Annotated in this window: 22 protein-coding genes; 10 read left to right on the top strand and 12 right to left on the bottom strand. The window is 67.9% G+C overall.

Features of this window, described 5'->3' with window-relative positions; translation table 11 throughout:
- The first annotated feature begins 173 nt into the window (after positions 1-173).
- Positions 174-1,073 (top strand): hypothetical protein, encoded by a 900-nt coding sequence (locus NATOC_RS13285; RefSeq protein ID WP_015321965.1) that lies wholly within the window; start codon positions 174-176, stop codon positions 1,071-1,073.
- An 8-nt stretch (positions 1,074-1,081) separates the two neighbouring features.
- Here the strand turns inward: NATOC_RS13285 and NATOC_RS13280 are convergent, their stop codons facing one another.
- Positions 1,082-2,143, bottom strand: coding sequence for a zinc-dependent alcohol dehydrogenase family protein (locus tag NATOC_RS13280; RefSeq protein WP_015321964.1), 1,062 nt, complete (start codon positions 2,141-2,143; stop codon positions 1,082-1,084).
- 89 nt (positions 2,144-2,232) lie between these two features.
- On the opposite strand from NATOC_RS13280, the gene NATOC_RS13275 reads away from it, so the two are divergent.
- The 3 genes from NATOC_RS13275 to NATOC_RS13265 all read left to right on the top strand — a co-directional run bounded on the left by NATOC_RS13275 (position 2,233) and on the right by NATOC_RS13265 (position 8,926).
- The gene (locus NATOC_RS13275) at positions 2,233-2,967 is read left to right on the top strand and encodes an MBL fold metallo-hydrolase (protein WP_015321963.1); all 735 of its coding nucleotides are present in this window, start codon (positions 2,233-2,235) and stop codon (positions 2,965-2,967) included.
- A gap of 176 nt (positions 2,968-3,143) precedes the next feature.
- Complete coding sequence (locus tag NATOC_RS23205) at positions 3,144-8,159, top strand: MMPL family transporter (RefSeq protein WP_015321962.1); 5,016 nt, start codon at positions 3,144-3,146, stop codon at positions 8,157-8,159.
- A complete protein-coding gene (locus NATOC_RS13265) occupies positions 8,156-8,926 on the top strand; it encodes a TrmB family transcriptional regulator (protein WP_015321961.1) in 771 nt (256 codons plus the stop codon). Before NATOC_RS23205 ends, NATOC_RS13265 begins: the two co-directional genes overlap by 4 nt.
- Positions 8,927-8,942: 16 nt before the next feature.
- On the opposite strand, the gene NATOC_RS13260 is transcribed toward NATOC_RS13265, so the two are convergent.
- The gene (locus NATOC_RS13260) at positions 8,943-10,316 is read right to left on the bottom strand and encodes a polysaccharide deacetylase family protein (protein WP_015321960.1); all 1,374 of its coding nucleotides are present in this window, start codon (positions 10,314-10,316) and stop codon (positions 8,943-8,945) included.
- Positions 10,317-10,494: 178 nt separating this feature from the next.
- On the opposite strand from NATOC_RS13260, the gene NATOC_RS13255 reads away from it, so the two are divergent.
- Positions 10,495-10,926: a hypothetical protein gene (locus NATOC_RS13255; RefSeq protein WP_015321959.1), complete on the top strand. Its 432-nt coding sequence runs from the start codon at positions 10,495-10,497 to the stop codon at positions 10,924-10,926.
- Between the two features lie 49 nt (positions 10,927-10,975).
- Here NATOC_RS13255 and NATOC_RS13250 read toward each other — a convergent pair whose 3' ends face one another.
- The 4 genes from NATOC_RS13250 to NATOC_RS13235 form a co-directional block, all read right to left on the bottom strand.
- Positions 10,976-11,428 (bottom strand): MaoC/PaaZ C-terminal domain-containing protein, encoded by a 453-nt coding sequence (locus NATOC_RS13250; RefSeq protein ID WP_015321958.1) that lies wholly within the window; start codon positions 11,426-11,428, stop codon positions 10,976-10,978.
- 1 nt (position 11,429) lies between these two features.
- Complete coding sequence (locus NATOC_RS13245; RefSeq protein WP_015321957.1) at positions 11,430-13,391, bottom strand: 3-hydroxyacyl-CoA dehydrogenase/enoyl-CoA hydratase family protein; 1,962 nt, start codon at positions 13,389-13,391, stop codon at positions 11,430-11,432.
- 117 nt (positions 13,392-13,508) lie between these two features.
- A complete protein-coding gene (locus tag NATOC_RS13240; protein WP_015321956.1) occupies positions 13,509-13,961 on the bottom strand; it encodes a MaoC family dehydratase in 453 nt (150 codons plus the stop codon).
- On the bottom strand, positions 13,961-15,073 hold the full coding sequence (locus NATOC_RS13235) for a phosphotransferase family protein (RefSeq protein WP_015321955.1): 1,113 nt from the start codon (positions 15,071-15,073) through the stop codon (positions 13,961-13,963). The genes NATOC_RS13240 and NATOC_RS13235 overlap by 1 nt, the downstream gene beginning before the upstream one ends.
- Positions 15,074-15,233: 160 nt before the next feature.
- On the opposite strand from NATOC_RS13235, the gene NATOC_RS13230 reads away from it, so the two are divergent.
- Positions 15,234-16,448: an acyl-CoA dehydrogenase family protein gene (locus NATOC_RS13230; RefSeq protein WP_015321954.1), complete on the top strand. Its 1,215-nt coding sequence runs from the start codon at positions 15,234-15,236 to the stop codon at positions 16,446-16,448.
- A 3-nt stretch (positions 16,449-16,451) separates the two neighbouring features.
- On the opposite strand, the gene NATOC_RS13225 is transcribed toward NATOC_RS13230, so the two are convergent.
- A complete protein-coding gene (locus NATOC_RS13225) occupies positions 16,452-17,567 on the bottom strand; it encodes a GNAT family N-acetyltransferase (RefSeq protein ID WP_015321953.1) in 1,116 nt (371 codons plus the stop codon).
- 192 nt (positions 17,568-17,759) lie between these two features.
- Entirely contained in the window at positions 17,760-18,464 is a 705-nt protein-coding gene (locus NATOC_RS13220) for an HAD family hydrolase (RefSeq protein ID WP_015321952.1), read from the bottom strand.
- 162 nt (positions 18,465-18,626) lie between these two features.
- On the opposite strand from NATOC_RS13220, the gene NATOC_RS13215 reads away from it, so the two are divergent.
- Complete coding sequence (locus NATOC_RS13215) at positions 18,627-19,403, top strand: SDR family NAD(P)-dependent oxidoreductase (protein ID WP_015321951.1); 777 nt, start codon at positions 18,627-18,629, stop codon at positions 19,401-19,403.
- Positions 19,400-20,404 carry a TIGR04024 family LLM class F420-dependent oxidoreductase gene (locus tag NATOC_RS13210; protein ID WP_015321950.1) on the top strand — a complete coding sequence of 335 codons (1,005 nt, stop codon included), beginning with the start codon at positions 19,400-19,402 and terminating at the stop codon, positions 20,402-20,404. The genes NATOC_RS13215 and NATOC_RS13210 overlap by 4 nt, the downstream gene beginning before the upstream one ends.
- Before the next feature lie 51 nt (positions 20,405-20,455).
- Here the strand turns inward: NATOC_RS13210 and NATOC_RS13205 are convergent, their stop codons facing one another.
- The 3 genes from NATOC_RS13205 to NATOC_RS13195 form a co-directional block, all read right to left on the bottom strand.
- Positions 20,456-20,857 carry a type II toxin-antitoxin system VapC family toxin gene (locus NATOC_RS13205; RefSeq protein WP_015321949.1) on the bottom strand — a complete coding sequence of 134 codons (402 nt, stop codon included), beginning with the start codon at positions 20,855-20,857 and terminating at the stop codon, positions 20,456-20,458.
- Positions 20,844-21,125 (bottom strand): antitoxin VapB family protein, encoded by a 282-nt coding sequence (locus NATOC_RS13200; RefSeq protein WP_015321948.1) that lies wholly within the window; start codon positions 21,123-21,125, stop codon positions 20,844-20,846. The genes NATOC_RS13205 and NATOC_RS13200 overlap by 14 nt, the downstream gene beginning before the upstream one ends.
- A 75-nt stretch (positions 21,126-21,200) precedes the next feature.
- Entirely contained in the window at positions 21,201-22,196 is a 996-nt protein-coding gene (locus tag NATOC_RS13195; protein WP_015321947.1) for an arsenic resistance protein, read from the bottom strand.
- Positions 22,197-22,293: 97 nt separating this feature from the next.
- Here NATOC_RS13195 and NATOC_RS13190 point away from each other — a divergent pair, with 97 nt between their 5' ends.
- Positions 22,294-22,689 carry an arsenate-mycothiol transferase ArsC gene (locus NATOC_RS13190; RefSeq protein WP_015321946.1) on the top strand — a complete coding sequence of 132 codons (396 nt, stop codon included), beginning with the start codon at positions 22,294-22,296 and terminating at the stop codon, positions 22,687-22,689.
- A gap of 86 nt (positions 22,690-22,775) precedes the next feature.
- The gene (locus tag NATOC_RS13185) at positions 22,776-23,774 is read left to right on the top strand and encodes an AIR synthase family protein (RefSeq protein WP_015321945.1); all 999 of its coding nucleotides are present in this window, start codon (positions 22,776-22,778) and stop codon (positions 23,772-23,774) included.
- Here NATOC_RS13185 and NATOC_RS13180 read toward each other — a convergent pair.
- The gene (locus NATOC_RS13180) at positions 23,741-24,883 is read right to left on the bottom strand and encodes an ion channel (RefSeq protein WP_015321944.1); all 1,143 of its coding nucleotides are present in this window, start codon (positions 24,881-24,883) and stop codon (positions 23,741-23,743) included. The two genes, NATOC_RS13185 and NATOC_RS13180, sit on opposite strands and share 34 nt — an antisense overlap.
- Between the last annotated feature and the right edge of the window lie 51 nt (positions 24,884-24,934).

The raw sequence follows: 24,934 nt of genomic DNA, 5'->3' as shown, positions 1-24,934 counted from the left end.
CGACCTGGGGAGGCGCGGGTCAAGAGCGTTTGGCTGGCACGGTGAAAGTGAAACCGGGAGCGGTACCGGTCCGCAGATTCGCATAGGAGTGCCGGAGACTGCAAGTGCCACGTATATATCACTACTCGGTGCGAGGACGTGACAGCTACCGTCGAACCGCAACTTCCTCGACCATGCCACGACTCACCCGTCGCAAGCTGCTCGGTGCGTTCTCGCTTTCGGCCGGCGTCGGCGCGCTCTCTCTCGTTGTCAGAGAGCGCTCGCGGTCCGCGTCGGGCGACGAGTCGGTCCCCGATAGCGTCGCGTTCGACCCCCGCGTCGACGGGTTCGGTTTCGAAAACTACGCGACGCCCCCGGTTCCGCCGGAACCGACGGAGTTCGTCTCGCGACGCGAACTGCGGGAGACGCTGGCGACTCGACTCGACGACTCGCTGGGGACGCGGCTAACGGCCCCGCTGTCGACTGCCGAACCGCAGCTCGGGTCGATCGTCGATCGGCTGTACGCGAACGCCAGCCGACTGTTCGGGACGAGGGGGTACTGTTACGGCATGGCGACGGCCGCACAGTGGTACCACGAGGAGCCGACTGCCGTCCCACTCGAGCGCGAGTCGGCGAGCGAGATCGACCACGTCGACGCCCCCCTCGAGGACGACGCGACACCGGTCAGGGACGACGTCGAACGGTTCCACCGCCAGCAGTTCCTCGATCCCCTCTCGTGGCTCCAGCGGCGACCGCTCCTCGAACCCGAGCGGATCGACTACCGCAAGCAGGCCCGGGAGCTCCAGACCGCGATCGACGAGTTCGGCACGGCGGGGATAACGATCAGCGGCGAGAACGTCCTCGAGGGCCACTACGTGTTGCTCTACGACTACGCCGTCGACGACGGCGAGATCGCGTTCGCGGTCTACGATCCGAACGACGCCGCCGAGGAGTACGCCGGTGACCGACACGCCATCGGGATCTCGACGGCCGACGGCGAGTCGCTGCTGGGCTCGTACGCGGACCGGTACGATCGGTTCCTGTTCGTTCCGGTCGACCGTGCCGTCAGCGCCCGAGCCAGAACCGATCGGTGACGGCTCGCTCAGAACTCGCTTACGACCTCGATCCCTCGGGTCCCGTAGTCGGTCATCGCGGCCAGGCGCTCGGAGACGTCCTCGAGGACGACCTCCCGCGTGACCAGCGCGCCGGGATCGAGCCGTCCCGTCTCGATCAGCCGCAGCAGTTCGTCGTACCGCGACGGCGGCATCCCTCGCGAGCCGACGATCGTGACATCCCAGCGGGTGAGCTCGTCCATCGGCAGGGCGATCTCGCCGCGCTCGGCGTCGGTCGTCAGACCGACCTGGACGTGGGTCCCCCGGGTCCGCAGACAGTCGACGCTGTTCCGGCAGGTTTCGGCCCGGCCCAGCGCGTCGACGGAGGCGTGGGCGCCGCCATCCGTCACGGCCGCGATCTCGCCAGGGACGTCGACGTCCTCGTCCGCGACCACCGTGGCGTCGGCGCCGAGGTCGGTCGCCAGCTCGAGGGGATCCTCGCGGACGTCGACCGCCGCGACGTTCGCCCCGAGCGCCCCGGCGATCTGAACCGCCGCGAGGCCGAGCCCGCCGCAGCCGTGGACCGCGACCCAGTCGCCGGCCGCGAGATCGGCCCGGTGGGCAAGCGCGTGAAAGGCCGTGACGTACCGACAGCCCAGCGCGGCCGCCTCGACCGTCGAGACCGCGTCGGGGAGCGCGACGACGTTGAAGTCGGCGTGGGGAACGGACACCTGCTCGGCGAACGCGCCGGGGACCGTCTCCTCGAATCCCAGGGCGTAGCCGTCCTCACAGACGTTTCCGTGGCCGTTTCGACACTGCGGACAGGTACCCTCGCCGAGGTTGAACGGAACGGCGACCCGGTCTCCGGGCTCGAACCGATCTACCCTCTCCCCGACGCGGGCGACCGTCCCCGCGGGCTCGTGCCCCAGGATCTGCCCGATCGGCACCTGATCGTCGGCCCATTCGCCGTGGCCCCGCCAGGCGTGCCAGTCACTCCGACAGATCCCGCAGGCCTCGACGTCGACGACGACGCCGTGAGGAGCGGGATCCGGGGGGTCGACCGACTCGATCGCGAGCGGTTCGCCGTACTCCTCGAGTACTGCAGCGCGCATGCCTTCGACTCCGCGGGCAGGCGAGTAATCAGTGACGGATACGGCGGTCGAGAGCCAACCTTATCGGGTGTGCGATCCCAGAGGCGGGTATGCGCGTCACCTTTCTCGGCACGGGCAGTGCGATGCCCACGGGCGAACGCTTCCAGACCGGCGTCCTCGTCCAGGACGAGGGCCGAACCCTGCTGATCGACTGCGGCTCCGGAGTCCTCCACCGGCTCCAGCAGTCCGGCGTCGGCTACGAGAGCGTCTCGACGGTTCTGTTGACTCACCACCACCTCGACCATGTCGCGGACCTGCTGCCGCTGATGAAAGCGCGCTGGCTCGCCGGCGAGGACCACCTCGAGATCGTCGGACCGCAGGGAACGAAGTCGCTGGTCGACGACCTACTCGACGTCCACGACTATATGCAAGACCGGCTCGACCTGCAGCTCCGGGAGGTCCATCCCGGCGAGTTCTCGGTCGCTGGCTTCGACGTCGCGGCCTACGAGACCCGCCACTCGCTGCCGTGTCTGGCCTACCGGTTCGGCGATCTGTTCACGTTCAGCGGCGACAGCGAGGCTTTTGCCGGGCTGGCGAACTTCGCGGAGGGGTCGGCGATTCTCGCCCACGACTGTTCGTTCCCGGATGACGTCGACGTCTCGAACCACCCGACCCCCGAAACGCTCGGTCGCGAACTGGCCGACCGGGAGCTCGGCCGGGTCTACCTCACGCACCTCTACCCACACACCGACGGCCGCCACGAGGAGATGCTCGAGTCGATCGGGAACCACTACGACGGCGACGTCCGGTTCGCCGAGGACTTACAGACGATCTCGATCGAGTAGCTCAACGGTCGCGACGCGGGTGCCGCTTTTTCGATATCCGACCGCCGCAAGCGACAGTGATACCGACGTCGTCCCGGAGATGGGAGATCCGAAAACGTATAAGCGGAGAGTTTGTAGGATGATAACAACAGAATGTCCCCTCGTTCCAGATCCGCCCGTATTCCCGAGGTGAGCGGATGAGCCTTCCGTATCGCTTTTCGGAGCTACTCACGTCCTACTCCAAGATCGTCATCGTCGTGTTACTGTTGACCACGGCGCTCGTCGGCGCCGGGGTCCCGATGGTCGACGACGACTCCTCGCTCGACCAGTTCGAAGGCGAGTCCGAGGAGGCCCAGGCCCTCGAGGAGATGGACGACCAGTTCGCCGCGGAGGGTGACGAGAACACGACTTCCGTCCAGCTGATACACAGGGACGACGAGGGGAACGTCCTCTCACAGGAGTCGCTGATCAGCTCGCTCGAGTTCCAGCAGGAGATTCACGACAACGAGTCGCTCAACGAAACGCTGGCCGACGAAGACCCGATCACCGGCGTCGAGAACATCCTCGCGATGACCGCGATCACGAACGAGGAGATCGACGAGCTCGAGGCTCGCGCCGACGAGCTCGAGGATCGCGAGGCCGAACTCGAGAACCGTAGCGACGTCCTCGAGGAGGGTATCGACGAGGTTACCGAACTCCAGCGAGAGTACGAGGAGGCGTCGGCCGACGGCGACGAGGCCGCGGCCGACGAAATCGACGCCGAGATCGAGGCGACGATCGACGAAACCGTCGACGAAGCCGAACTCGACGCGGACCAGGCCGACGAGTACGAGGAGTTCGCCGAGGACGCCCGGGAGGTCGAGTCCAACCGCTGGATGCTCGAGCGACAGGCCGAGCTTCCGCCCGAGGAGCTCCCCGAGTACCAGGAGCTCGACGAGGCGCTCGAGGAGATCTACACCGGCGCGACCATGGGCGTGCTCCAGGAGGAGTACGAACAGCTCGAGGCCGACGCCGAGGCCCTCGAGACCCAGCAGGCGGAGCTCGAGAACCAGGCCGCAGCGATCGAACAGCAGGAGGCCGAACTTGAGGAGCGAACCGAGACGCTTCAGTCGGGACTCGAGGACGTAATCGAACTCGAGTACGAGTACGAGCTGGCGAGCGCGGCCGGCGACGAGGCCGCCGCTAACGAGGCCGAAGCGGAGATCGAAGCAACGGTCGAGGAGACGATCGCCGAGGCCGAGCTCGACGACCAGCAGGCCGCCGAGTATGAGGCTGCCGTCGAGACGGCTCGCGAGGAGATCACCGTCTCCGAGGAGGAGCTCGCCGAACTCGCCGGCGGCGACGCCGCGGAGCTCGAGGCCCAGCAGGCGGAACTCGAGAGCCAGGCCGCAGCGCTCGAACAGCAGGAGGCCGAACTCGAGGAGCGAACCGAGACGCTTCAGTCGGGACTCGAGGACGTAATCGAACTCGAGTACGAGTACGAGCTGGCGAGCGCGGCCGGCGACGACGCGGCTGCCGCCGAGGCTGAAGAAGAGATCGAGGCGACGGTCGAAGAGACGATCGCCGAGGCCGACCTCGACGACGAGCAAGCCGCCGAGTACGAGGCCGCCGTCGAGACGGCCCGCGAGGAGATCGACACCGACGACGTCGACGAGCTCCCGACGAACGGCGCCGACGAACTCGAGGCCCAGCAGGCAGAACTCGAGGAGCGCGCCGACGACCTCGCGGACCGCGAGGCCGACTTCGAGGAGCAAACCGAGACTCTCGAGGACGGACTTCTCGAAGCCGCCGAGCTCCGCGCGGAGCTAGCGGCGACGGACGACGAGGCGACCGCTGCCGAACTCGAGGACGAGATCGAGACGACGATCCAGGAGACGATCGAGGAAGCCGACCTCAACGGCCAGCAGGCCGCCGAGCTCGAGGCGCTCGCCGAGTCCGATCCCGAGGACGTCGCGGCCGACGAGGACGACCTCGATCCGGCCGACGGGCTCGGAGCGCTCGCAGCCGCCGCGGACGGCGACTCCGACGCGCTCACCACCGTAGCCACGGGCATCCTCGGTTCGGAGTACGAACAGCTCGAGGACGACGCGGCCGAGCTCGACGCGGACCGCGAAGAGCTCGAGGCCCAGGCCGCCGAACTCGAGGGCGACGGCGACGAGGCACAGCCCGATCCCGCCGACGCGGGACTCGAACCCGACGAGGGCGAGCTCGAGGAGGTCTTCACCGCCGCAACCGCGGGCGTCCTCGAGGATGAGTTCGCCGAACTCGAGGCCGAAGCCGAAGCGCTCGAGGAACAGCAGGAAGCTCTCGAAGCGGAGGCCGCCGAACTCGAGGACGCGGCTGACGCCGACCCTGACGAGTTCGATCCCGCCGACGCGGGAATCGGACCGGACGAAGAGGAGCTCGAGGAGGTCTTCACCGCCGCAACCGCGGGCGTCCTCGAGGATGAGTTCGCCGAGCTCGAGGCCGAAGCCGAAGCGCTCGAGGCCGACGGACAAGCCCTCGAGGACGACGCCGAGAGCCTCGAGCAGCAGGAAGCAGAGCTCGAGGAGCGAAGCGGAGTCCTCGAGGACGGGCTCGACGACGTCCTCGAGCTCCAGCAGGAGTACGAGGCGGCGTCCGAGGCCGGTGACGACGCGGAGGCCGAGGCGATCGAGGCCGAGATCGAGACGACAATCGCCGAGGCCGCGGCCGACGCGGAGCTCGACGAGGATCAGACCGACCAGTACGAGGAGCTCGCCGAGCAGGCCCGCGAGATCGAGTCCAACCGCTTCGCGATCGAACAGATGCCGGACGATCCCGAGGAGAGCCCCGAGTATCAGGAGCTCAACGAGGCGCTCGAGGGGATCTACACCGGCGCGACGCTGGGTGTACTCGAAGAGGAGTACGAGCAGCTCGAGGACGACGCCGAGGCGCTCGAAGAAGGCTGGGAGGAGCTCGAGGAAGACGACGAGACGCCGTCGCTCGACGAGCAGGTCGAGGCCCTCGAGGACCTGGACGACGAGGAGTTCGAGGACCTCCTCCAGGACGTCCTCGACGAAGACGACGACGGCGACGAGGGCGCGGCGCTCGGATTCATGCCCTCGGACTACGAGCCCGGTTCGACCGAGGCCGACGCCCGGATGACGATGGTCTCCCAGGAGACCGCCGGCGGCGACGACATGGAGATGGGCGGCGAGATGGACGAGACCCTCGAAAGCCAGCTCGATCTGCGCGAGCTCGCGAACCAGGACGAACAGGAGTACGTCGTCTTCGGCGCCGGGATCATCACCGACGAGATCGAGAACTCGATGGGTGACAGCCTCGCGATCGTCGGTCCGCTGGCTCTGCTGTTCGTCGTCGTCGCGCTGGCGATCGCCTACCGCGATCCGCTCGACATTGCTATGGGGGTCGTCGGGATCGGCGGCGTGTTGATCTGGACGTTCGGCTTCATGGGGTGGACAGGGATCGCGTTCAACCAGATGATGATCGCCGTTCCCGTGTTGCTGATCGGGCTCTCGATCGACTACGCGATCCACGTCTTCATGCGCCACCGCGAACAGCGCGAGGCCGAGGGGAAGACCAGCACCGTCCGTGGCTCGATGACGATCGCGCTGGCCGGCGTCGGCGTCGCGCTCGTGTGGGTGACGGCGACGACGGCGATCGGCTTCCTCGCGAATCTCGTGAGCCCGATCGCTCCGATCCAGGAGTTCGGAGTCGTCAGCGCGTTCGGGATCATCGCCGCGCTGATCATCTTCGGCGGCCTGATCCCGGCACTGAAAGTCGAGATCGACTCGCTGCTCGAATCCCGCGGCTGGGATCGCCGCAAGCGGGCGTTCGGAACCGGCGAGGGCGGGTTCACGAGCGCGCTGACGCTCGGTTCGGAGGCGGCCCGGAAGATCCCGGTAATCATCCTGATCGCCGCGCTCTTGCTTACGGCTGGCGGCGTCTACGGCGCGACCCAGGTCGACACCAGCTTCGAGGAAGAGGACTTCCTCGCTGAGAGTCCGCCCGGCTGGACGGAAAACCTGCCCGGATCGATGGCGCCGGGCGAGTACCAGGCGGCTGACGATCTCGACTACATCAACGATAACTTCCAGCGCGAGGACACGCAGGCACAGCTGCTCGTGGACGGTGATATAACCGACGACACGGCCTTACAGCAGCTCAATGAGAGCCAGGAGGGGGCGGCACAGAGCGACGTCGTCTACACGCTACCCAACGGCGACGCGGACGTCCAGGGGCCGCTGTCGGTAATGGAGGATACGGCGGCCGAGAACGAGTCGTTCAACGAGTCGTTCCAGGACGCGGACACGAGCGGCGACGGCGTTCCCGACCAGAACGTCGAGGCGCTGTACGACGAACTGTTCGAGGTCAACGAGGACGAAGCGAGCACGGTCATCCACCGGACCGACGACGGCGAGTACGAGTCGGTTCGGCTGATCGTTGCGACTGACGGCGGTGCCGGTTTCGACGAGGTCACCACGGAGCTGCGGTCGATCGCCGGTGATCTCGACGTGGCCGGAACGGGCGACGAGCGCAACGTCGACGCCGGCGACGGCGAACTGAACGCCTTCGCAACCGGCGATCCGATCGTCAACCACATCGTCGAGCAGGACCTGCTCGAGACGGTGCTCCAGAGCCTGCTGATCACGCTGGTGGCGGTCTTCGTGTTCCTGTCGGCCGCGTACAAGCTGACGGGGAACAGCGCGACGCTGGGGACGGTGACGCTGCTTCCGGTCGCGTTCGCGGTCAGCTGGATCCTCGGGACGATGTACCTCCTGGGGATGCCCTTTAACGTGTTGACCGGGATGATCACCAGCCTCACGATCGGGCTCGGAGTCGCCTACAGCATCCACATCAGCGCCCGGTACACACTCGAACTCGAGCGCCAGGGCAACGTCTGGTCGGCGATGCACACGACCGTGACTGGCACCGGCGGTGCACTGCTCGGCAGCGCTGCGACGACCGTCGGTGGGTTCGGGACCCTCGCCTTTGCGATCCTGCCGGCGTTGCGCCAGTTCGGGATCATCACCGGGATGACGATCATCTACTCGTTCCTCGCGAGCGTGATCGTCCTGCCGACGCTGCTGGTGTTGTGGACGCGGTACTTCGGGCCGGACGTCTCCTTCGACCGATCGCGAACGGATGCGCCGACGCCGGCCGCGAGCGACGGCGGAACCGAAATGGAAACCGACACGGTCTCCGAGGATCGATCGGAGGACGAACCGTGACCGACGACGAAAGCGAGGCCATCGACGCGTTCGAGCGACTCGGCCTCACGAGCTACGAGGCCAAGGTGTTCATCGCGCTCCACCGACTGGGCTCGGGAACCGCCCGTGACGTCGCAAGCGTCACCGACGTCCCGCGATCGCAGGTGTACAGCGTCGCCGAAAGTCTCGAGGATCGCGGACTGCTCGAGGTACAGCAATCCAGCCCGATCCGGTACCGACCCGTCAGTATCGACGAAGCCGAGGACACCCTCCGGAACCGCTTCGAGCGCGAACGCGAGCGGGCCTTCGAGTTCGTCGACTCGGTCAAAGAGGAGTCGACGACCGAGGAGACCCAGGAGGACATCTGGACGGTACGGAGCCGCGATCGGGTCGACGACCGCGTCGTCGATCTCCTCTCGCAGGCCGACGAGGAGATCGTCTTCGGCACCAGGCTCCCGGAGCTGGTCACGTCCGAAATCGAACGGACCCTCGAGGATCGCGCGGCCGACGGGGTCCCGGTCACCGTGATCAGCAGAAACGAGACGGTTCGGGACCGGCTCGGCGCGCTCGAGGGTATTACGACAGCTATCCCTCCGGCCCACCGCGACGACGACCAGCGCTCGGGACGGATTATGATCGCCGACGACGACAACATCCTGCTGAGTGTCGTCGGCGACGACGGCAGCGAGACGGCGATCTGGAGCGCGGGCTCGCTGTTTGCCTCCGTTCTCATTCAGCTTATCGAGGCGAGCACGGCGGCGCCCGAGTCCGAAGCGACGGAGCCGTAGCCACGCGACACTCGCGCTAGTGGCCCTCGCGACGCATCGTCCAGAGATCGTCGAAGTCGATGACCTCGACTCCGTCCTCGCTATCGATGTACTGCAGGAGTTCTTCGTACTCGTCTTCGGCCATCGTGTTCTCTAGATCGAAGGCGTGGAAGTTGAGAATCGTACACTGGCGGTGGGCCGCGGCGAGGTCGACACACCGCTTCGCGATGTCGAGGTCGTGGCCGATCGTCCGGGGCAAGACGAGCGGGTCGAAGCCGTAGACGCCGGTGAGGTTCACGTCGCCGGCCTGGTTGAACCCGCCCGCGTAGTAGTAGTCCGAGACGACGTCCAGTACAGTTTGATCGAAGCTGTTGTGCGGGTAGGTGATGTAGTGGCCGCCCTGGAGCTCGTTGTCGACGGCCCACTGCTTGTCGCGTTCGAGGGACTCCCTGAGCTGGTCCTCCTCGAGGTCCTCGAGGAAGACGTGGCTCCCGTGAGCGATGATCTGGTCGCCAGCCTCCTGGCGTTCCTGCAGCTGGTCGAGGGTCAGAACGTCGTCCCGTGAGCCCTGGGTCCACTGCCGAACGGCGGACTGGACGGCGTTGACGTCGTACTCGTCGTGGAGCGGGCTGGCCCGCTCGTAGAAGTCCGGCGTCCCGTCGTCCCAGCAGAGGACGACGTACCCGCTCTCGGGTTTGTCGTGGATCCGGAGGTCGTCGACCCACACCTCGGCGTCGTCGGTGTTGTAGACGAGCAGCTGGATCCGTTCGACTGCGTCGCGCTCGAGCGGCGTCGTCCCCTCCTCGAACGCGCCCGGGTTCGTCCGGAACCAGCCGACGTCGTCGCTGCCGTAGGAGACCGCCCGGAGCTGGTGGTGGGTCGCACCCCCGTAGGCGTCCTCGAGGCGGATATCGATCGCCACGTTGCCGGGCGTAGTCGTCCGCACCGCAAGCGAGAGCTCGCGATCGGACAGGTCCGTCGGCTCGATCTCCCGTTCGACGATGACGTCCTCGCCGTCTTCGGCGGCGAGTCGAAGGCTCTGTGATCCCTCGAACGCGAACTCCTCGTCGGGCTCCGCGGACCCTTGCACGACCGCCCACTCGTCGGCGTCCTCGAAGTCGTCGAACCCTTCCCCGGGCTGGCCGAACTCCTCGCGGCTGTCGTACTCGGTCTCGAGCGCGAGCTCCGGCGGGCCGTACTCGTCGGCGTCGGCCTCCTCCTCGTCTGGTTCGTCGTCGTCCTCGTCTTCGGTGTCGTCCGCCGGCGGGTCATCGGCCTCGTCGTCCGTCTCGTTCGTCCCGTCATCGTCGGTCTCCGACCCATCGGAGTCCGAACAGCCGGCCAGGCCGGTCGCCATCGTTGCTCCGGAGAGCGCGAGGAATCGTCGACGAGTGTTCGATCGGTCCGTCATATTCTAATAGTGGTTGAAATTCAGTAATCATTATACTTTTGTCCGATTCGCTGACGAGTCGGCCTCCAGCGGCGACAGGCGGGAGTCGGCGTCGCGTGTCCGACTCGAATCGGTGGCCCGGCGTCCCTCCACACGAAAGCCTCGCCCTCTTCCCGCCGCCGCCGCTACGACAAGCGCTATGATCGGCGCACTTACCGTCGGGAAGAAGGCCGTTACGTTCGGCTACAAACGCTTTGGCATCCCGGGAGCCGTCGCCTCCGGCGGCGTCGCCCTGGCGGGCTACGTCGCCGTCCGCCGGGCCCTCCGGAGCGTCTCGGAATCCGAGGACGTCGACGCGGCGATCGACGCCGGCACGATCGAGGACGCGGTCGCGAACGACGGCGTGGGCGCGGTCGCCGACCCGGACGTCCTCGACGACGCGATCGACCGGGACGAACTCGACTCGGACGTCGAGATGGACGACCTCGAGTCCTCGGTCGAGGGCGAGGCGGACGCGGCCGAGAACGAGATCGACGACATCGACGAGGGAGACGACATCGACGACATCGACGAGGGAGACGACATCGGCGACATCGACGAGGGAGACGACTCCGAGACGGGCGACGAATAGGCAACGCGCTCGGAGGGACCGTCCACCGACGAGGCGTCGAAGGGAGCGATCACCGCACGAGCGTCAGCAGTTCACAGGAGATCGCGACCGTCCCGCCGTCCGTCACGAGGCGGGTCTCGTAGCGGGCGACGCCGTCACCGACGGGGTGATCGCGAGGCTCTTTCTCGATCAGTTCGGACTCGGCGTGGACCGTCGTCCCCATCGTGACGGGCTCGGTGAACCGCAGCGAGTCGACGCCGTAGAACGCGACGGTCTCGGGTCGTTCGTGGCGGTACTGCCAGAGCAGCCCCGTCGTCACGGCGAACAACAGGGCGCCGTGAGCGATCGGCTCGCCAAACGGCAGGTCGGCCGTGTAGCTCTCACTCAGATGGAGCGGATTGAAGTCGCCGCTGACGCCCGCGAACTCCCGTACGTCGGCCTCGGTGATCGTCCGCGAGTGGGTGACGACCTCGTGGCCGATCTCAAGGTCCGCGAACCGAATCCGATCGGTCGCGTCGGCCATCTCACCGCCCCTCGAACTCCGGCTCGCGGTCCGCGGCGAAGGCCGCGGTTCCCTCCCGGACGTCCTCGGTGCCAAGCAGCAGGCCGAAACCCTGGCTCTCCATGGTCAGCGCCGCCTCGAGGCTCGCGTCCTCGCCCCGGTTCAGCACCTTCTTGGCAACCTCGAGGCCCAGCGGCGGTCCCTCGCGCAGGTCGTCGACGAACGCCGCGACGAGGTCGTCGAACGCCTCGCGATCGACGGCCCGGTTGACCAGTCCCCACGCTTCGGCCCGCTCGGCGTCGATGTGGTTGCCCCGGAAGACCAGCTCCTTCGCGCGCGTCTCGCCGAGGACGCGGAGGAGCCGCTGCGTGCCGCCCCCGCCCGGAATCAGCCCGAGGCCGATCTCGGGGGCGCCGAACGAGGACCGCTTCGTCGCGATCCGCAGGTCACAGGCCAGCGCGAGTTCGAGGCCCGCGCCGAGACAGTAGCCGTCGACCGTCGCGATCACGGGTCGCGGGAACTCGTTGACCGTCTCGAAGGCGGGCGTGACGTCCATCGCGTCGGTCGGCTCGAGCGAGTCGAAGCCGCCGATATCCGCCCCGGCGCTGAAGGCACGATCGCCAGCTCCCTCGATCGTCACACACCGGAGCTCGTCGGTCCCGACCGTCGAGAACAGGTCGTCGATCTCGTCCAGCAGCGCCGTCGAGAGGGCGTTCATCCGCTCGGGCCGATCGAGCTCGACCTCGAGGACGCCGTCCTCGATCGCGGCGTTCAGGTAGCGGTAGGAGTCGAGGCCGTCGTCCCCGCCGTCGCCGTACTCGTGAAAGCCCGCGCCGGCGTCCTCGCCCGTCTTCCTCTCGGTGACGAGTTCGCGCAGGTAGGGGTGGGGTTCGAACCGGTCGTCGCCGGTCGCCTCGAGTTCGGTCTCGAGCTTCTGGAGGACGCGATCGAGGCCGAGCCGATCGCCGCGACGGCAGATCCCCTCGGGGAACCCAAGCCCGAGGCGGACCCCGGTGTCGATCGCCTCGGGGGTCGCGACGTCCTCGCCGACCAGGGAGGCCGCGCGGTTGATCATGCGGGCTTCGACCTGCAGCGTGTCGAACCCCTCCCCCTGGTCGGGTTCGTAGTCGGGACCGGCACCGTCCTCGTAGTCGTAGAACCCCGTCCCGGTTTTCTTGCCGAGCTCCTCGGCTTCGACCTTCTCGGCCATCACCGGCGGAACGTCGTCGCCGGCCTCCTTGCGGACGTGGTAGCCGACATCGATCCCCGTCAGGTCGGCGAGCTCGAACGGCCCCATCGGATACCCCCGCTCGTGGACCATCGCCGCGTCGGCCTGTCGGATCTCGGCGTCGCCCTCGGAGACCATCCACGCGGGTTCGCCGACGAACGGACCGACGATGGTGTTGACGACGAAGCCGCGGACGTCCTTGCGAACGTAGATCGGCGTCTTGCCGATCGATTCGACCCAGTCGTGGCCGGCCTCGGCGACCTCGTCGCTCGTCTCCGCCCCGTAGATCACCTCGACGAGATCCATCTTCACCGGCGGGTTGAAGAAGTGCAGCCCCAGCACGCGTTCGGGCGAGTCGACGGCCGCGGCGACGTCGGTGATCGGCAGGCTCGAGGTGTTCGTCGCCAGCAGGGCGTCCTCGTCGGCGAACCGCTCGAGGTCGGCGAAGAGCTCGCGTTTCAGCTCGAGGTTCTCCGGGGCGGCCTCGATCACGAGCTCCGCGTCGGCGACGGCGTCGGCGAGATCCGTCGTCGTCTCGATCCGCTCGAGGACCGCGTCGGCGGGCTCGTCGAGGCGATCTCTCTCCGCGAGCTTCTCGAGGCTCCAGCGAATCGACTCGTAGCCGTCCGCGACGTACTCGGGCTCGATATCCCGGAGCACGACGTTGTACCCCGCCATCGCGGCTACTTCGGCGATTCCGTGACCCATGTTTCCCGCGCCGAGGACGGCGACGCGGTCGATGGTATCGTCTGGCATGAACGTGTGGTCGGCCGGGGCGGTCTTAACTCCACCGAACGAAGTTACCACTGTTAACTGAGGAAAGGTAGTAGTGTACGAACTACGCTGAAATGTTTCGGTCGCGTACGGCGCTAACTACTCGCCGTCGCGCCGCCGGTAGATCGTGTCCGCGACCCAGCTCATGACGAGCTCGCCGTCCCCGTTGTGGGTCTCGAGGCGACTCGTCACGTAGCCGCGATCCGAACGGCTCTCCGAGGCCCGCTTCTCCAGAACTTCCGTCCGTACGGAGAGCGTGTCGCCGGGCGTGACTGGCTGGTGCCAGCGCAGCTCCTCGACGCCGGGCGATCCCATCGCGGCCCGATCGTCCTCGCCGTCGGGCCCCTCGACGAGCAGCCGCATCGACATCGCGGCGGTGTGCCAGCCCGAGGCGACCAGCTCGCCGAACATGCTGCCGGCCGCGGCCTCGGGGTCGACGTGGAACGGCTGGGGATCGTACTGCTCGGCGAACTCGACGATCTCGTCCTCGGTCACCTCGTACTCGCCGAACTCGCGGATCTCGCCGACCTCGACGTCCTCGAAGTATCGCATCAGAGCGGTTCCTCCCCATCGATGATCCGCACCGCACGCGCGGCCAGCGCGGGCACCCGTTCCTCCATCTTCGGGTACATCGGGTCGTCGCTGTTACCCTCGAGGTAGCGCCGGAAGAACATCTCGCCGAGCGCGGCGAGCTTGTACACCGCGAGCGTGCGGTAGAACCGCTCGTGCTCGAACTCGAGTCCGGTCCGTTTCTCCCAGCGCTCGACTAGCTCGAGCCGGCTCGGATACCCCTCGCGCTCCATGAACGTCGCCGTCAGCTCCGGGACGGCCGGGTCGGGGTCCTTGGGGTCGCGCCAGTAGGACAGCATCCAGCCCAGGTCGGCCCGGGGGTCGCCCAGCGTGGCCATCTCCCAGTCGAAGACGCCGACGAGCTCCGGGAGTGATTCGGGCTCGCGGGCGTCGTCCGCTCGCTCGTTCCGGGACGCGTTGCGTCCCGCTGGCCCGTATATTACGTTATCGAGCTTGTAGTCGCCGTGAACGAGCGCGTGGGGGTGTTCCTCCGGGACGTTCTCCTGGAGCCACGCGCCGACCTCGTAGAGGTCCGGCACCTCCCGTTCCTCGACCGTGGTCTCGAACGCCCACATCAGCTGCTGGCCCCAGCGATCGACCTGGCGCTCGGTGTACCCCGGCGGGTAACCGAACTCCCCGAGGCCGACCGCCTCGTAGTCGACCTCGTGGATCGCCGCCAACGTGTCCACGAGCTCCTCACCGATCCGCTCTCGCGAGCCGGGGTCGGCGAAGCGGTCGGGTTCCTCGTCCCGGAGGACGTCGCCCGCGAGTCGCTCCATCACGTAGAAGTCGCTGCCGAGGACGTCGTGGTCCTCGCAGGCGAGCACGGGCTCGGGAACCGGGACGTCGGTGTCGACCAGCGCCTTCGTCACGCGGTGCTCCCGGAGCACGTCGTGGGCCGTGTCGGCCGTCTCACCGGGCGGCGGTCGCCTGATCACCAGCTCGCGGTCGCCCCAGGTGAGAAACAGCGTCTCGTTGGAGTGGCCCTCCGTGTGGCGCTCGACCGCGTAGCGCTCGACCGGGCCCAGCCGGTCCTCGAGGTAGGTCGCCAGGGCGTCCTCGTCGACCAGTCGGTCGGAGTAGGAGTCGGTCATGGGTCGCCACCCTGTCGTTCGATCGGGGCGCTTCGGTTCGTCGACTGCGTCGAGGGGACGGCTGCCTGAAGCATGGTCGCGTACGGTACTACTCCCGTTCTGATTAACGAAAACAGTTACGACGGAACGTTTATCTTACAATGTTCGTTTATATACTGGTATGGAGTATCACGACAGCGATCGGGCGCGCGAGCTGGCCGCGGACGTTCGGGAGTTCGTCGACGAGGACGTGATCCCCGCCGAGCGGGAGGTCCTCGGCGAGGGTCCCGTCTCGGAGGAGACGGTCGAGCAACTGCGCGAGACGGCACGCGAGCGTGACCTGTACGCCCCGCAGGTCAGCGAGGAGTACGGCGGGCTCGGGCTCGAGTTCCGGGACGTGTTGCCCGCGTTCGAGGAGGCAGGCCGCAGCCTGCTCGGCCCGCTGGCGCTGCGGGTCGACGCGCCCGACGAGGGGAACATGCACACCTTAGAGATGGCGGGCACCGACGAGCAGAAAGATCGGTGGCTCGAGCCGCTGGTCGAGGCCGAGATCCACTCCGGGTTCTCGATGACCGAGCCGATGCAGGGTGGCGGGTCGGATCCGAAAATGATCGAGACCACGGCCCGGAAGGAGGGCGACGAGTGGGTGATCGACGGCCACAAGTGGTGGACCACCCAGGGTAGCGAGGCCGACGTCCTGCTGGTGATGGCCCGCACCGATCAGGACGCTCACCCCTACGAGGGGTGTTCGATCTTCCTCGTGCCAAGCGACGCCGACGGCGTCGAATACCAGCGGGACATCCCCCACGTCGGCGGCGAGGTGACGGGGACGAGTCACGCCGAGATCGTCTACGACGGCGTGCGGGTTCCCGAGGAGAACCTGCTGGGCGAGGAAAACGCCGGCTTCGCCATCGCCCAGAAACGGCTCGGCCCCGCGCGGCTCACCCACTGCATGCGCTTCTCGGGGATGGCCCAGCGCTCCCTCGAGGTCGCGAAGGCGTACACGAGCGAGCGCAAGGGGTTTGGCACCAGTCTGTCGGAGAAACAGAGCCTGCGTTACGGGATCGCCGACGCCGAGACGCGGCTCCACGCCGCCAGGACGATGGTTCGGCACGCGGCCCGCGAGATCAGTGCGGGGCGGGAGGCCCGCGTCCCGGTCTCGATGGCGAAGGTATTCACGGCTGACGTCGTGCAGGACGCCGTCGACCGCTCGATCCAGTGCTGTGGCGCCAACGGGATCGGCAAGGACCTGCCGCTGGCGGACTTCTACGAGAACGTCCGCGCCTTCCGTCTCGTCGACGGCGCCGACGAGGTCCACAAGCGGGTGATCGCCCGCGACGCCTTCGAGGACGTCGACGAGAGCGAGCTCGATCCCGTGACCCGGTTCCGGAGCTGATCGTCAGGTCGTGTCGAGGTCGAGTCGCGAGAACGTCCAGTCGGCGATCGAGCTGTGTTCGACCGCGGCGCCGGCGTCGAGATCGCGCGCGAGCAGCGTCCGCGACGACGGCTGCAGCGCCGTCGAGAGGGGTGGTCGCGTGTCGGGGTAAAAGCGGTACCGGGCCGGCCTCGGCAGCGTCTCGCCGAAGGCGGTGACGAGGCGGTGGTCGCCTGCGTCGACGAGCACCGCCGCGAGCAGGCGCTCGAGCGCCGTCCGCTCGGAGTCGATCGCTCGCGGGAGCGTCTCGACGATCCGCAGCCGGTCCTCGACCGCGGCGGTGACGAGCGCGGCGACCGGCTCGCCGGCCCGTTTCGCGACGTAGGTGACGTACTCGTGGTCCGGGTTCGCGAGCCGCCAGCGGTAGAACGACGCCGTCCGGTTCGTGTGTAACGCTTCGGGGATCGACCGTCGGTAGACCGTCTCGAGGACGTCGGCGGGCGGCGACTCGTACCGTCCGATCTCGAGGTCGACGTCAGGCGCGAGCAGTCGGTCGCCGGACCGGTGAACGCCGTCGGCGACCGCACGCGCCAGCGACGTCGCTCCCGTCCCGTCGTGGCGCTCCGTCGCGTTCCCGTCGGTCCCGTCGAGCCACTGCCCGAGGACGCCGACGGGATCCTGAATCCGGTAGTAGAGCGGAACCGTCCCGATCTCGCGCCAGCCGTGGTTCCGGTTGCCCCGGATCGAGGCCTCGTTCGGGAAGTTGAAGAAAAACGCGGGGTCGCCGTCGGTGTACCGCTCGACGGTTCGTTCGTTCATCCGGTCGAAGAGGCCGCGCCTGCGGTAGTCGGGGTGGACCATCGTATCGCAGGGCTGGAACGCCGTTCGCACGGCGCCGTCGCCGCGCAGCTCCTGGGCGAACAGCGACCGACAGCCGACGAGGTCGCCGTCGTCCTCGGCGACGACGATGGGGACGTGGTCGGCGTAGGGATTGTCCCGGTACTTCCAGCGAAACCAGTCGGTCGATCGATCCCGATCGAAGACGGTCTCGTACAGCGAGAGGAACGCGTCGCGGTCGCCGCGCTCGAACCGCCGAATCGTCACCCGGGACGTTCCGCGTCCGGTCGTTTTCATGGTCATCCAGTTCGCTCGTCGACGACCGCTCGGGCCGTTCGACAGACGGATCGTACTCCGCTCGGCGCCCGGATAGGGCTTCGCCCTGAATACGCCAGAATATACGCCCTACAGACGTTCTCCGTCCCGTTTACGTCTTCGGACGCTACGAGTTCACAGACGACGGGCGGATCCGCTGTCGCGAGGTGACCGATTCGATCAGTCGTCGACGATCTCGAGGACCTCGAGGGGCGATTCGATTCGGTAGGCAACCGCGGGGCCGTCCTCGGCGCCGAAGGCGACGCCATGAAGTCCCGCATCGTCGGCGCCTTTCACGTCGTGGTCGTAGCGGTCGCCGATCATCAGCGACCGCTCGGCCGGGACGCCCGCCTTCTCGAGGGCGGTCTCGAACATCGCGGGATCGGGTTTCGTTCGCCCGACCGCCTCGGAGGTCGTGATCGAGTCGAACGCCGCGCGGACGCCGAAGCGCTCGAGCATCCACTTCCCCTCCTCGTCGTCGACGTCGCTGATCACGCCGACATGGAGCGCCCGGTCGGCGAGCTCCTCGATCGCCTCGACGGCCCCCGGAACGGGCTCGATCGTCTTCCGAGCGACCCGCCGGAACGGCGGCTGCCACTCCTCGCGCGGGACGGGTTCGCCGACGACCGCCGCAACGCCCCGGTGGTACCCCTCGCGGGCCGCCCGGAACTCCGTCCCCTCTCGCTCGCGGAAGTGGGCGCCGACAGTCGCGCGCCAGGTCTCGAGGGCGTCCTCGGGGATCGCGTCGACGTCGTGGCGCTCGAGCAACTCCTCGATAAAGGCGGCGTGGGCGGTTCGAACCGACTCGAGATCGAGGATGACCCCGCCGATGTCCCAGAACACCGCCTCCCACTCCCGATCGCTCCCGGGGTCTCTCCCCGTCATCGGTTCTCCCGAGGACGGGGCGGTCGTCCTCGTGGTTCGGGGTCGTCGGTCCTGACGTTCGGCCGTCCCGCGCCGCGTTCCGCACCCATATTTATTAACAGTGTCTGCATATCCAGTACTGTAGCTAACAATGGTAATAGATTCTGCGGCGGGTGGTCGTCGATGAGCACGGACCAGTTCGGCGTCGACGGGGACGTCGCGATCGTTACGGGCGCCTCGAGCGGGATCGGCGCGGCGATCGCGAAGGGGTTCGCCGACGACGGAGTCGACGTGGTGATCTGTTCGCGTGAGCAGGAGAACGTCGATCCCGTCGCCGAGGAGATCGCGGCGAGCGACCGCCCCGGATCGGCCCTGCCCGTCGAGTGTGACGTCACCGACCGCGAGGCCGTCGACGCGCTGGTCGAGGCGACCGTCGAGGAGTTCGGCGGGCTCGACGTCCTCGTCAACAACGCGGGCGCCTCGTTCATGGCGAACTTCGACGACATCTCGGAGAACGGCTGGAAGACGATCGTCGACATCAACGTCCACGGCACCTACCACTGCACGCAGGCCGCCGCCGACCACCTCAAAGCGGGCGGCGGGATCGTGATCAACCTGGCAAGCGTCGCGGGCGAGACGGGCTCGCCGTATATGAGCCACTACGGCGCCGCGAAGGCCGCGGTCGTGAACCTGACGACGACGCTGTCCTACGAGTGGGCCTCGGAAGGGGTGCGGGTCAACTGCATCGCGCCCGGCTTCGTCGCGACGAAAGGCGTCGAGAATCAGATGGGAATCTCGGCCGACGAGGTCGACCGCACCGAGGTCGAGCGCCGGATGGGGACCGTCGACGAGATCGCCGACCTCGCGCAGTTCCTCGCGAGCCCCGCCTCCTCGTACATCGTCGGCGAGACGATCACCGCACAGGGAGTTCCGCGCATCGAGGAGTCGCCCGACATATGACCGACCGAGACGTCCACCTGCCCGTCGCGGCCCAGCCGAGCGTCGACTCGCTGGCCGACTACGCCCGACGGGCCGAGGACGGCGGGTACGACTGCGTCTGGCTGCCCGAGACGTGGGGTCGGGACGCGGTGACGGTGCTTTCGACGATCGCCGAGCGAACAGAGGCGGTCGATCTCGGCACTAGCATCGTCAACGCCTACTCCCGGTCGCCCGCCCTGCTGGGCCAGACCGCGGCGACCCTCCAGGAGGCCAGCGACGGTCGGTTTCGACTCGGGATCGGCCCGAGCGGTCCCGTCGTGATCGAGAACTGGCACGGCCTCGAGTACGGGAACCCGCTCCGGCGCACCCGCGAGACCGTCGATATCGTCCGGCAAGTGCTGTCGGGCGAGTCCGTCGACTACGACGGCGACGAGTTCTCGCTGTCGGGGTTTCGGCTCCGCTGCGAGGCGCCCGACCCCGCCCCGCCCGTCGAGGTAACCGGGATGGGGCCGAAGGCCGTCGAGCTCGCGGGGCGGTTCGCCGACGGCTGGCACGCGATCATGCTCACCCCCGACGGCGTTCGGGATCGGCTCGCGGACCTCGAGCGGGGCGCCGAACTGGGCGAGCGCGACCACGAGGACGTCGCGGTCACCGTCGGTGTCACCTGCTGTGCGCTCCCGGACGCCGAGCGCGCCCGCGAGCTCGCCCGCCAGCACGTCGCGTTCTACGTCGGCGGGATGGGCACCTTCTACCGGGATGCCCTCGAACGGCAGGGGTACGACGCGGCCGGGACGATCCACGACGCCTGGCAGGACGGCGACCGGGAACGCGCGCTCGAGGACGTTTCCGACGAGTTGCTCGACGACCTCTGTGCCGTCGGCGATCCCGAAACTGCCCGCGAACGACTCGCGCGGTTCGAGGACGTCGACGGGATCGACGCCGTCGCGGTCAGCTTCCCGCGGGGCGCCGAGGAGAGCGAGATCGAGGCGACGATGGACGCACTGGCACCGAAGCCGGTGTGAGTGAGGCGGCGTCCTCGCAAGCGGCTCGTTCGAGTCTCGGCAGCGCACCGATCAGTACGTCTCGACGGAAACGCCATCGAACAGTTCGAAGTCGGCTCGATTTCGTGTCACGACGGTTGCGTTTCGCTCCGTCGCGACGCTGGCGATGAGGAGGTCTCCCGCGAGCGAGTTGATCTTGTCTTGATCGAACGCATCGTCCCGACGAAGTGCGGCTTCGAGCTCCCCGGCGACGAACGCGTGTTCGGCGGTGAACGGGAGTATCGTCACCCAGTCGAACGTCGAGCGAATCTCGTGAGGATCCAGTTCGCCCTGCAGTTCCCGTCCAACGGCGATCTCCTTGATGTTGAGCGCGGTCGTCACGAACTCCGACTCGTCGTTCGACTCGAGGTAGTCCGCTACCGCATCGACACCGCCCCAGTAGTGGATGAGAAAGGTCGTATCAAGCAGTTTCATCGTCGTCCTCGTCGCCGTTGGATAGCGCTTCGAGCGCCTCCTCCTGTCGGGTCGAGAGTCCGCTACTTGCTCGTTTTCGGGAGTCAGCGACCAGCTGCTCGAGTTCGTCCGCATCCGTTTCGTCGAGCGTCCCGAACTCTTCGCGCCAGTCGGTCGTCGTTTCGTCCAGCAGTCGGTTCACGAGATCGGTAAAGCTCTCGTCCTCGCGCTTCCGGGCCTTCAGTCGCTCGTACACCTCCTCTCTGACGCCGATCGTCTTCGTTCCCATGTGTTGTGTTTGTGCTTGTGTACACAAACTATTTGCCGTCGATCGCTACGCACCGGACTCCAGCGAGAGCGGCCGCTACCCGGCTTCGGAGTGCTCGTCTCCACTCACCGACCACCAGTCCCGGTCGGCGATTCCCGTGTGAATCTGTGCGATCAGCCCCAGCAGCGGCAGCTCGAGCAGCGGTCCGATGACAAGCGCCAGCGGTATCAGAGGCTCGTGGGGGAACGCGACGACCGCGATCGCGAGCGCCGTCGGCGAGTTCCTCGAGAGAATGGTGTTGTTGAAACAGACCAGCTCGCCGTAGGAAAAGGAGAGGACGCGGCCGATCCCGAACCCGATCGCGAGGTTCAGCGCGTAGAAGGCGATCACGGGAACGGCCAGCAGGGCGAGCAGTTCGGGGTTCTCGACGACCGCCTGGCCCTGCGAGGCAAACATCGCGCCGATGGCGAGCGTCAGGAAGACGATCTGGACCGGGCCGAGCTTCGGAACGAACGATCGCTCGAACCACCGCCGTCCTCGCCAGCGGGTGAGTCCTCGGCGGGCGATCCCCGCGAGGACGAGTGGAACGACCAGTACGAGCGCGACGCTTTCGAGCAACAGCGCGAGCGGCAGCTCGACGAGTTCGCCCGCGAAGACGTACAGGTAGGCGGGAAGCAAGACGAGCTGCAACACGAGGTTGTACGGCAGGATCGACGTCGCCAGCGGCACGTCGCCGTCGGCGAGATCGGTGAAGATCAGGTACCAGTCGGTACACGGCGTCACCATGAGCATGAGCAGCCCGACCCACAGCGCGGGGTGGTCGCGGAGGAAGATCGCGCCGAGACCGACGGCCAACAGCGGGTTCCAGACGAAGTTTACGAGCAGGCTCGAGCCGGCGACCCGACGGTTGCCGAAGGCCGATCGAAGCTTCGAGAGGGGGATCCCGGCGAACGCGCCGAACAGCATTACCATCAGGAAGGGTAGAATGAGCGCGTCGGCGACGGCGGGAACGCCCGCGAGCTGGCCGAGCGCGAGCCCGCCGCCGATCGCAGCGAGGACGAAGCCAGTCTGGTACTTCTCGAGGACGTCCACAGTGAGTCCGCCTAGGGGAACGAGGGTGTATGGGTTGGGATTCCGGCACGGGCTCGCCGGGGAAATACTGGTAGGGGTCGCGAGCGTAGGTAGATCGATGACGAAAATCGTGTTCGCCTGCGTCGGAAACGCGGGCCGCAGCCAGATGGCAACCGCCTTCGCCGAACGGGAGCGGGATCGACGCGGACTCGACGTCGAGCTCGTCACCGGTGGCACCGATCCGAAGGAGTCGATCAGCGAGGACGCCCGCGACGTCCTCGAAGAGGAGGGACTCGACGTCAGCGGCCGAACGCCACGACGGATCACGACGGACGACGTGGCCGGCGCTGAATTCGTCGTGACGATGGGCTGTTCGGCCTCGGAGTTCGTGCCAGAGGACTGGAACGGAGAGGTTCGGATCTGGTCACTCGAGTCGGACGAGACGCGCGAGCAGCGCGACGAGATCGAGCGCCGCGTGGCGGCGCTGTTCGACGACCTCGAGCGAACGGCCTGACGCGGTCCGCGCCCCGAGATCGGCTTCCGGAGGGCGGACCGACTGCTGCCGACAGCTACAAACCGCCGATCCGCCCAGTTCGTTGTATGCCCGGAAAGGTACCGCCGGAGGAGTTGCTCGAGCACGTGTTCGGCCGCACGGGGACCGCGACCGACGACCCGTCGGTGATCCAGGGGCCCGCCGACGGCGAGGACGCCGCGGCGATCGCCTGGCCGGAAGGCGATAGGACCCTCGTCGTCAGCTCCGATCCGATCTCGCTTGCGGCCTCTCAGGTCGGCCGCCTCGGCGTCCACGTCGCCTGCAACGACGTCGCGGTCTCCGGCGCCGACCCGCGCTGGCTGACGACCGTCATCCTGCTGCCCGACCCGGAATCGCCGCTGGAGGCGATCACCGAGGATATCGACGCGGCGGCCCGCGAGGTCGGCGCCTCGATCGTCGGCGGCCACTCGGAGTACGTCGACCAGCTCGATCGCCCGCTCGTCTCCCTGACCGCGATGGGGGCGACCGACTCCTTCGTCCCGACGGGAGGGGCCGAACCCGGCGACCGCGTCGTCCTCACGAAGGCCGCAGGGATCGAGGGGACGGCCATCCTCGCGGCCGACTTCGGCGACGAGCTCGATGTCGACCCCGACGTCCGCGAGCGGGCGGCCGACTTCCTCGAGGAGATCAGCGTCGTCCCCGACGGGCGCGTGCTTCGGAAGTACGCGACCGCGATGCACGATCCCACCGAGGGGGGCGTCGCGGCCGGCCTGCTGGAGCTCGCCCGCGCCGCCGACGTTCGGCTCGCGGTGGATCGGGACGCGGTGCCGATCCGTCCCGAGACCGAGACGCTGTGCGGGGCGGCCGAGGTCGACCCGCTTCGAATCTTCGGCTCCGGCGCTTTGCTCGCGACTGTCCCCGAGGACGCCGTCGGGGACGCGCTCGTGGACCTCGAGGACGCCGGACTCGAGGCTGCCGAGATCGGAACCGTCGAGGAGGCGACGGAATCCGATGACGGGTTCGCGCTCGAACTCGGTTCGGAGACGATCACGGAACCCGTCCAGGACGATCTCTACCCGCTGTGGGAGGCCGCCGACGAGGACTGATCCGCCTCCCCCCGCGTCGCCCGGACGATCGCGTCGACGACGACCGCCTCGGGATCGACGATCGCGTCGGCCCCGAGATCGGCGGCCGCGTCCGGACCCCCGAGTAGCACCAGCCGAGCGTCCGTGACCGCCCGCGCGGCCGAGGACGCGGCGGCGGGGTCGATGTCCCCGGTGGCCGTAACGAGCACCGCGTCGCACGCCTCGAGCCGTGCGCGCTCGAGGACGCGCGTCTCGGTCGGGTCGCCGTCGACGGTCTCGACGGTCTCGACGCCCTCGAGGAGCCGTTTCGCCCCGCGCTCGTCGCTCGTGACGACGGTGACGCGGGCCCGCTCGGCGAGCCTGTCGACGAACCGAGCGGTTCGCTCGTCGACGCCGAGGACGACGACGCGAGCGCCGTCCCGCGACCGATCCCGCGAGCGGTACGCCGTCGCCCGACGGCCGGTCCGCGAGAGCCGGGTCTCGATCGCCGGCCCGAACAGGCTCCCGACGGCCACGCCGACGGTCGTCGGCCCGAGCACCACGAGCGAGACGGCGAACAGGCGCGCCGTCGCGGTCGTCGGGTGGATGTCGCCGTAGCCGACCGTGCTCGCGGTGACGAGCGTGAAGTAGACCGCGTCGGCGACGGTGTGGAGCTCGTCGAACTGCGCGCGCAGCGTGTACGCGCCGGCGGTGCCGTAACAGCAGACGCCGACGATAGCCACGAGCGCACCGAGCTGGGTCGGTCCGAGCGCGCTCGATCGCGTGAACCGGTCGCTGGTGAGTACGAGGACGGCGAGTCCGCCGAGCGAGAGCACGACCAGCGGGATCGAGGCGAGCCGAAACTGAACGACGCCGTGGACGGCCGCGAGGCACACGAGCGCCGCCGCGGCGACGGACGCGATCCGGTAGCCGCGGCGCATCCCCCAGGCGGCGACGAGCAAGGCGAAGCCGACGACGGTGCCGCTGAACTCGGCCGCGGCCTGAACGTCGCCGAGCGCTCCGGCCGCTTCGGAGACGGGATCGGTGAGGATGGCGACGACGCCGGTAGCGATCGAGACGAGGGCAACGACGACGACGAGTCGAACGGCGACGCGACCGCCGGGGCGGTAACTGCGGAGACGCGCGAGCATGAGCGTGGTACGACGGCGGCGGAGGTGAACGTACCGCGGAGCGATCGGACG

The organism is Natronococcus occultus SP4 (genome assembly GCF_000328685.1).
GTDB lineage: Archaea > Halobacteriota > Halobacteria > Halobacteriales > Natrialbaceae > Natronococcus > Natronococcus occultus.
The sequence above is the reverse complement of the archived record's forward strand: the minus strand, read 5'-3'. Positions and strand labels throughout refer to the sequence as shown.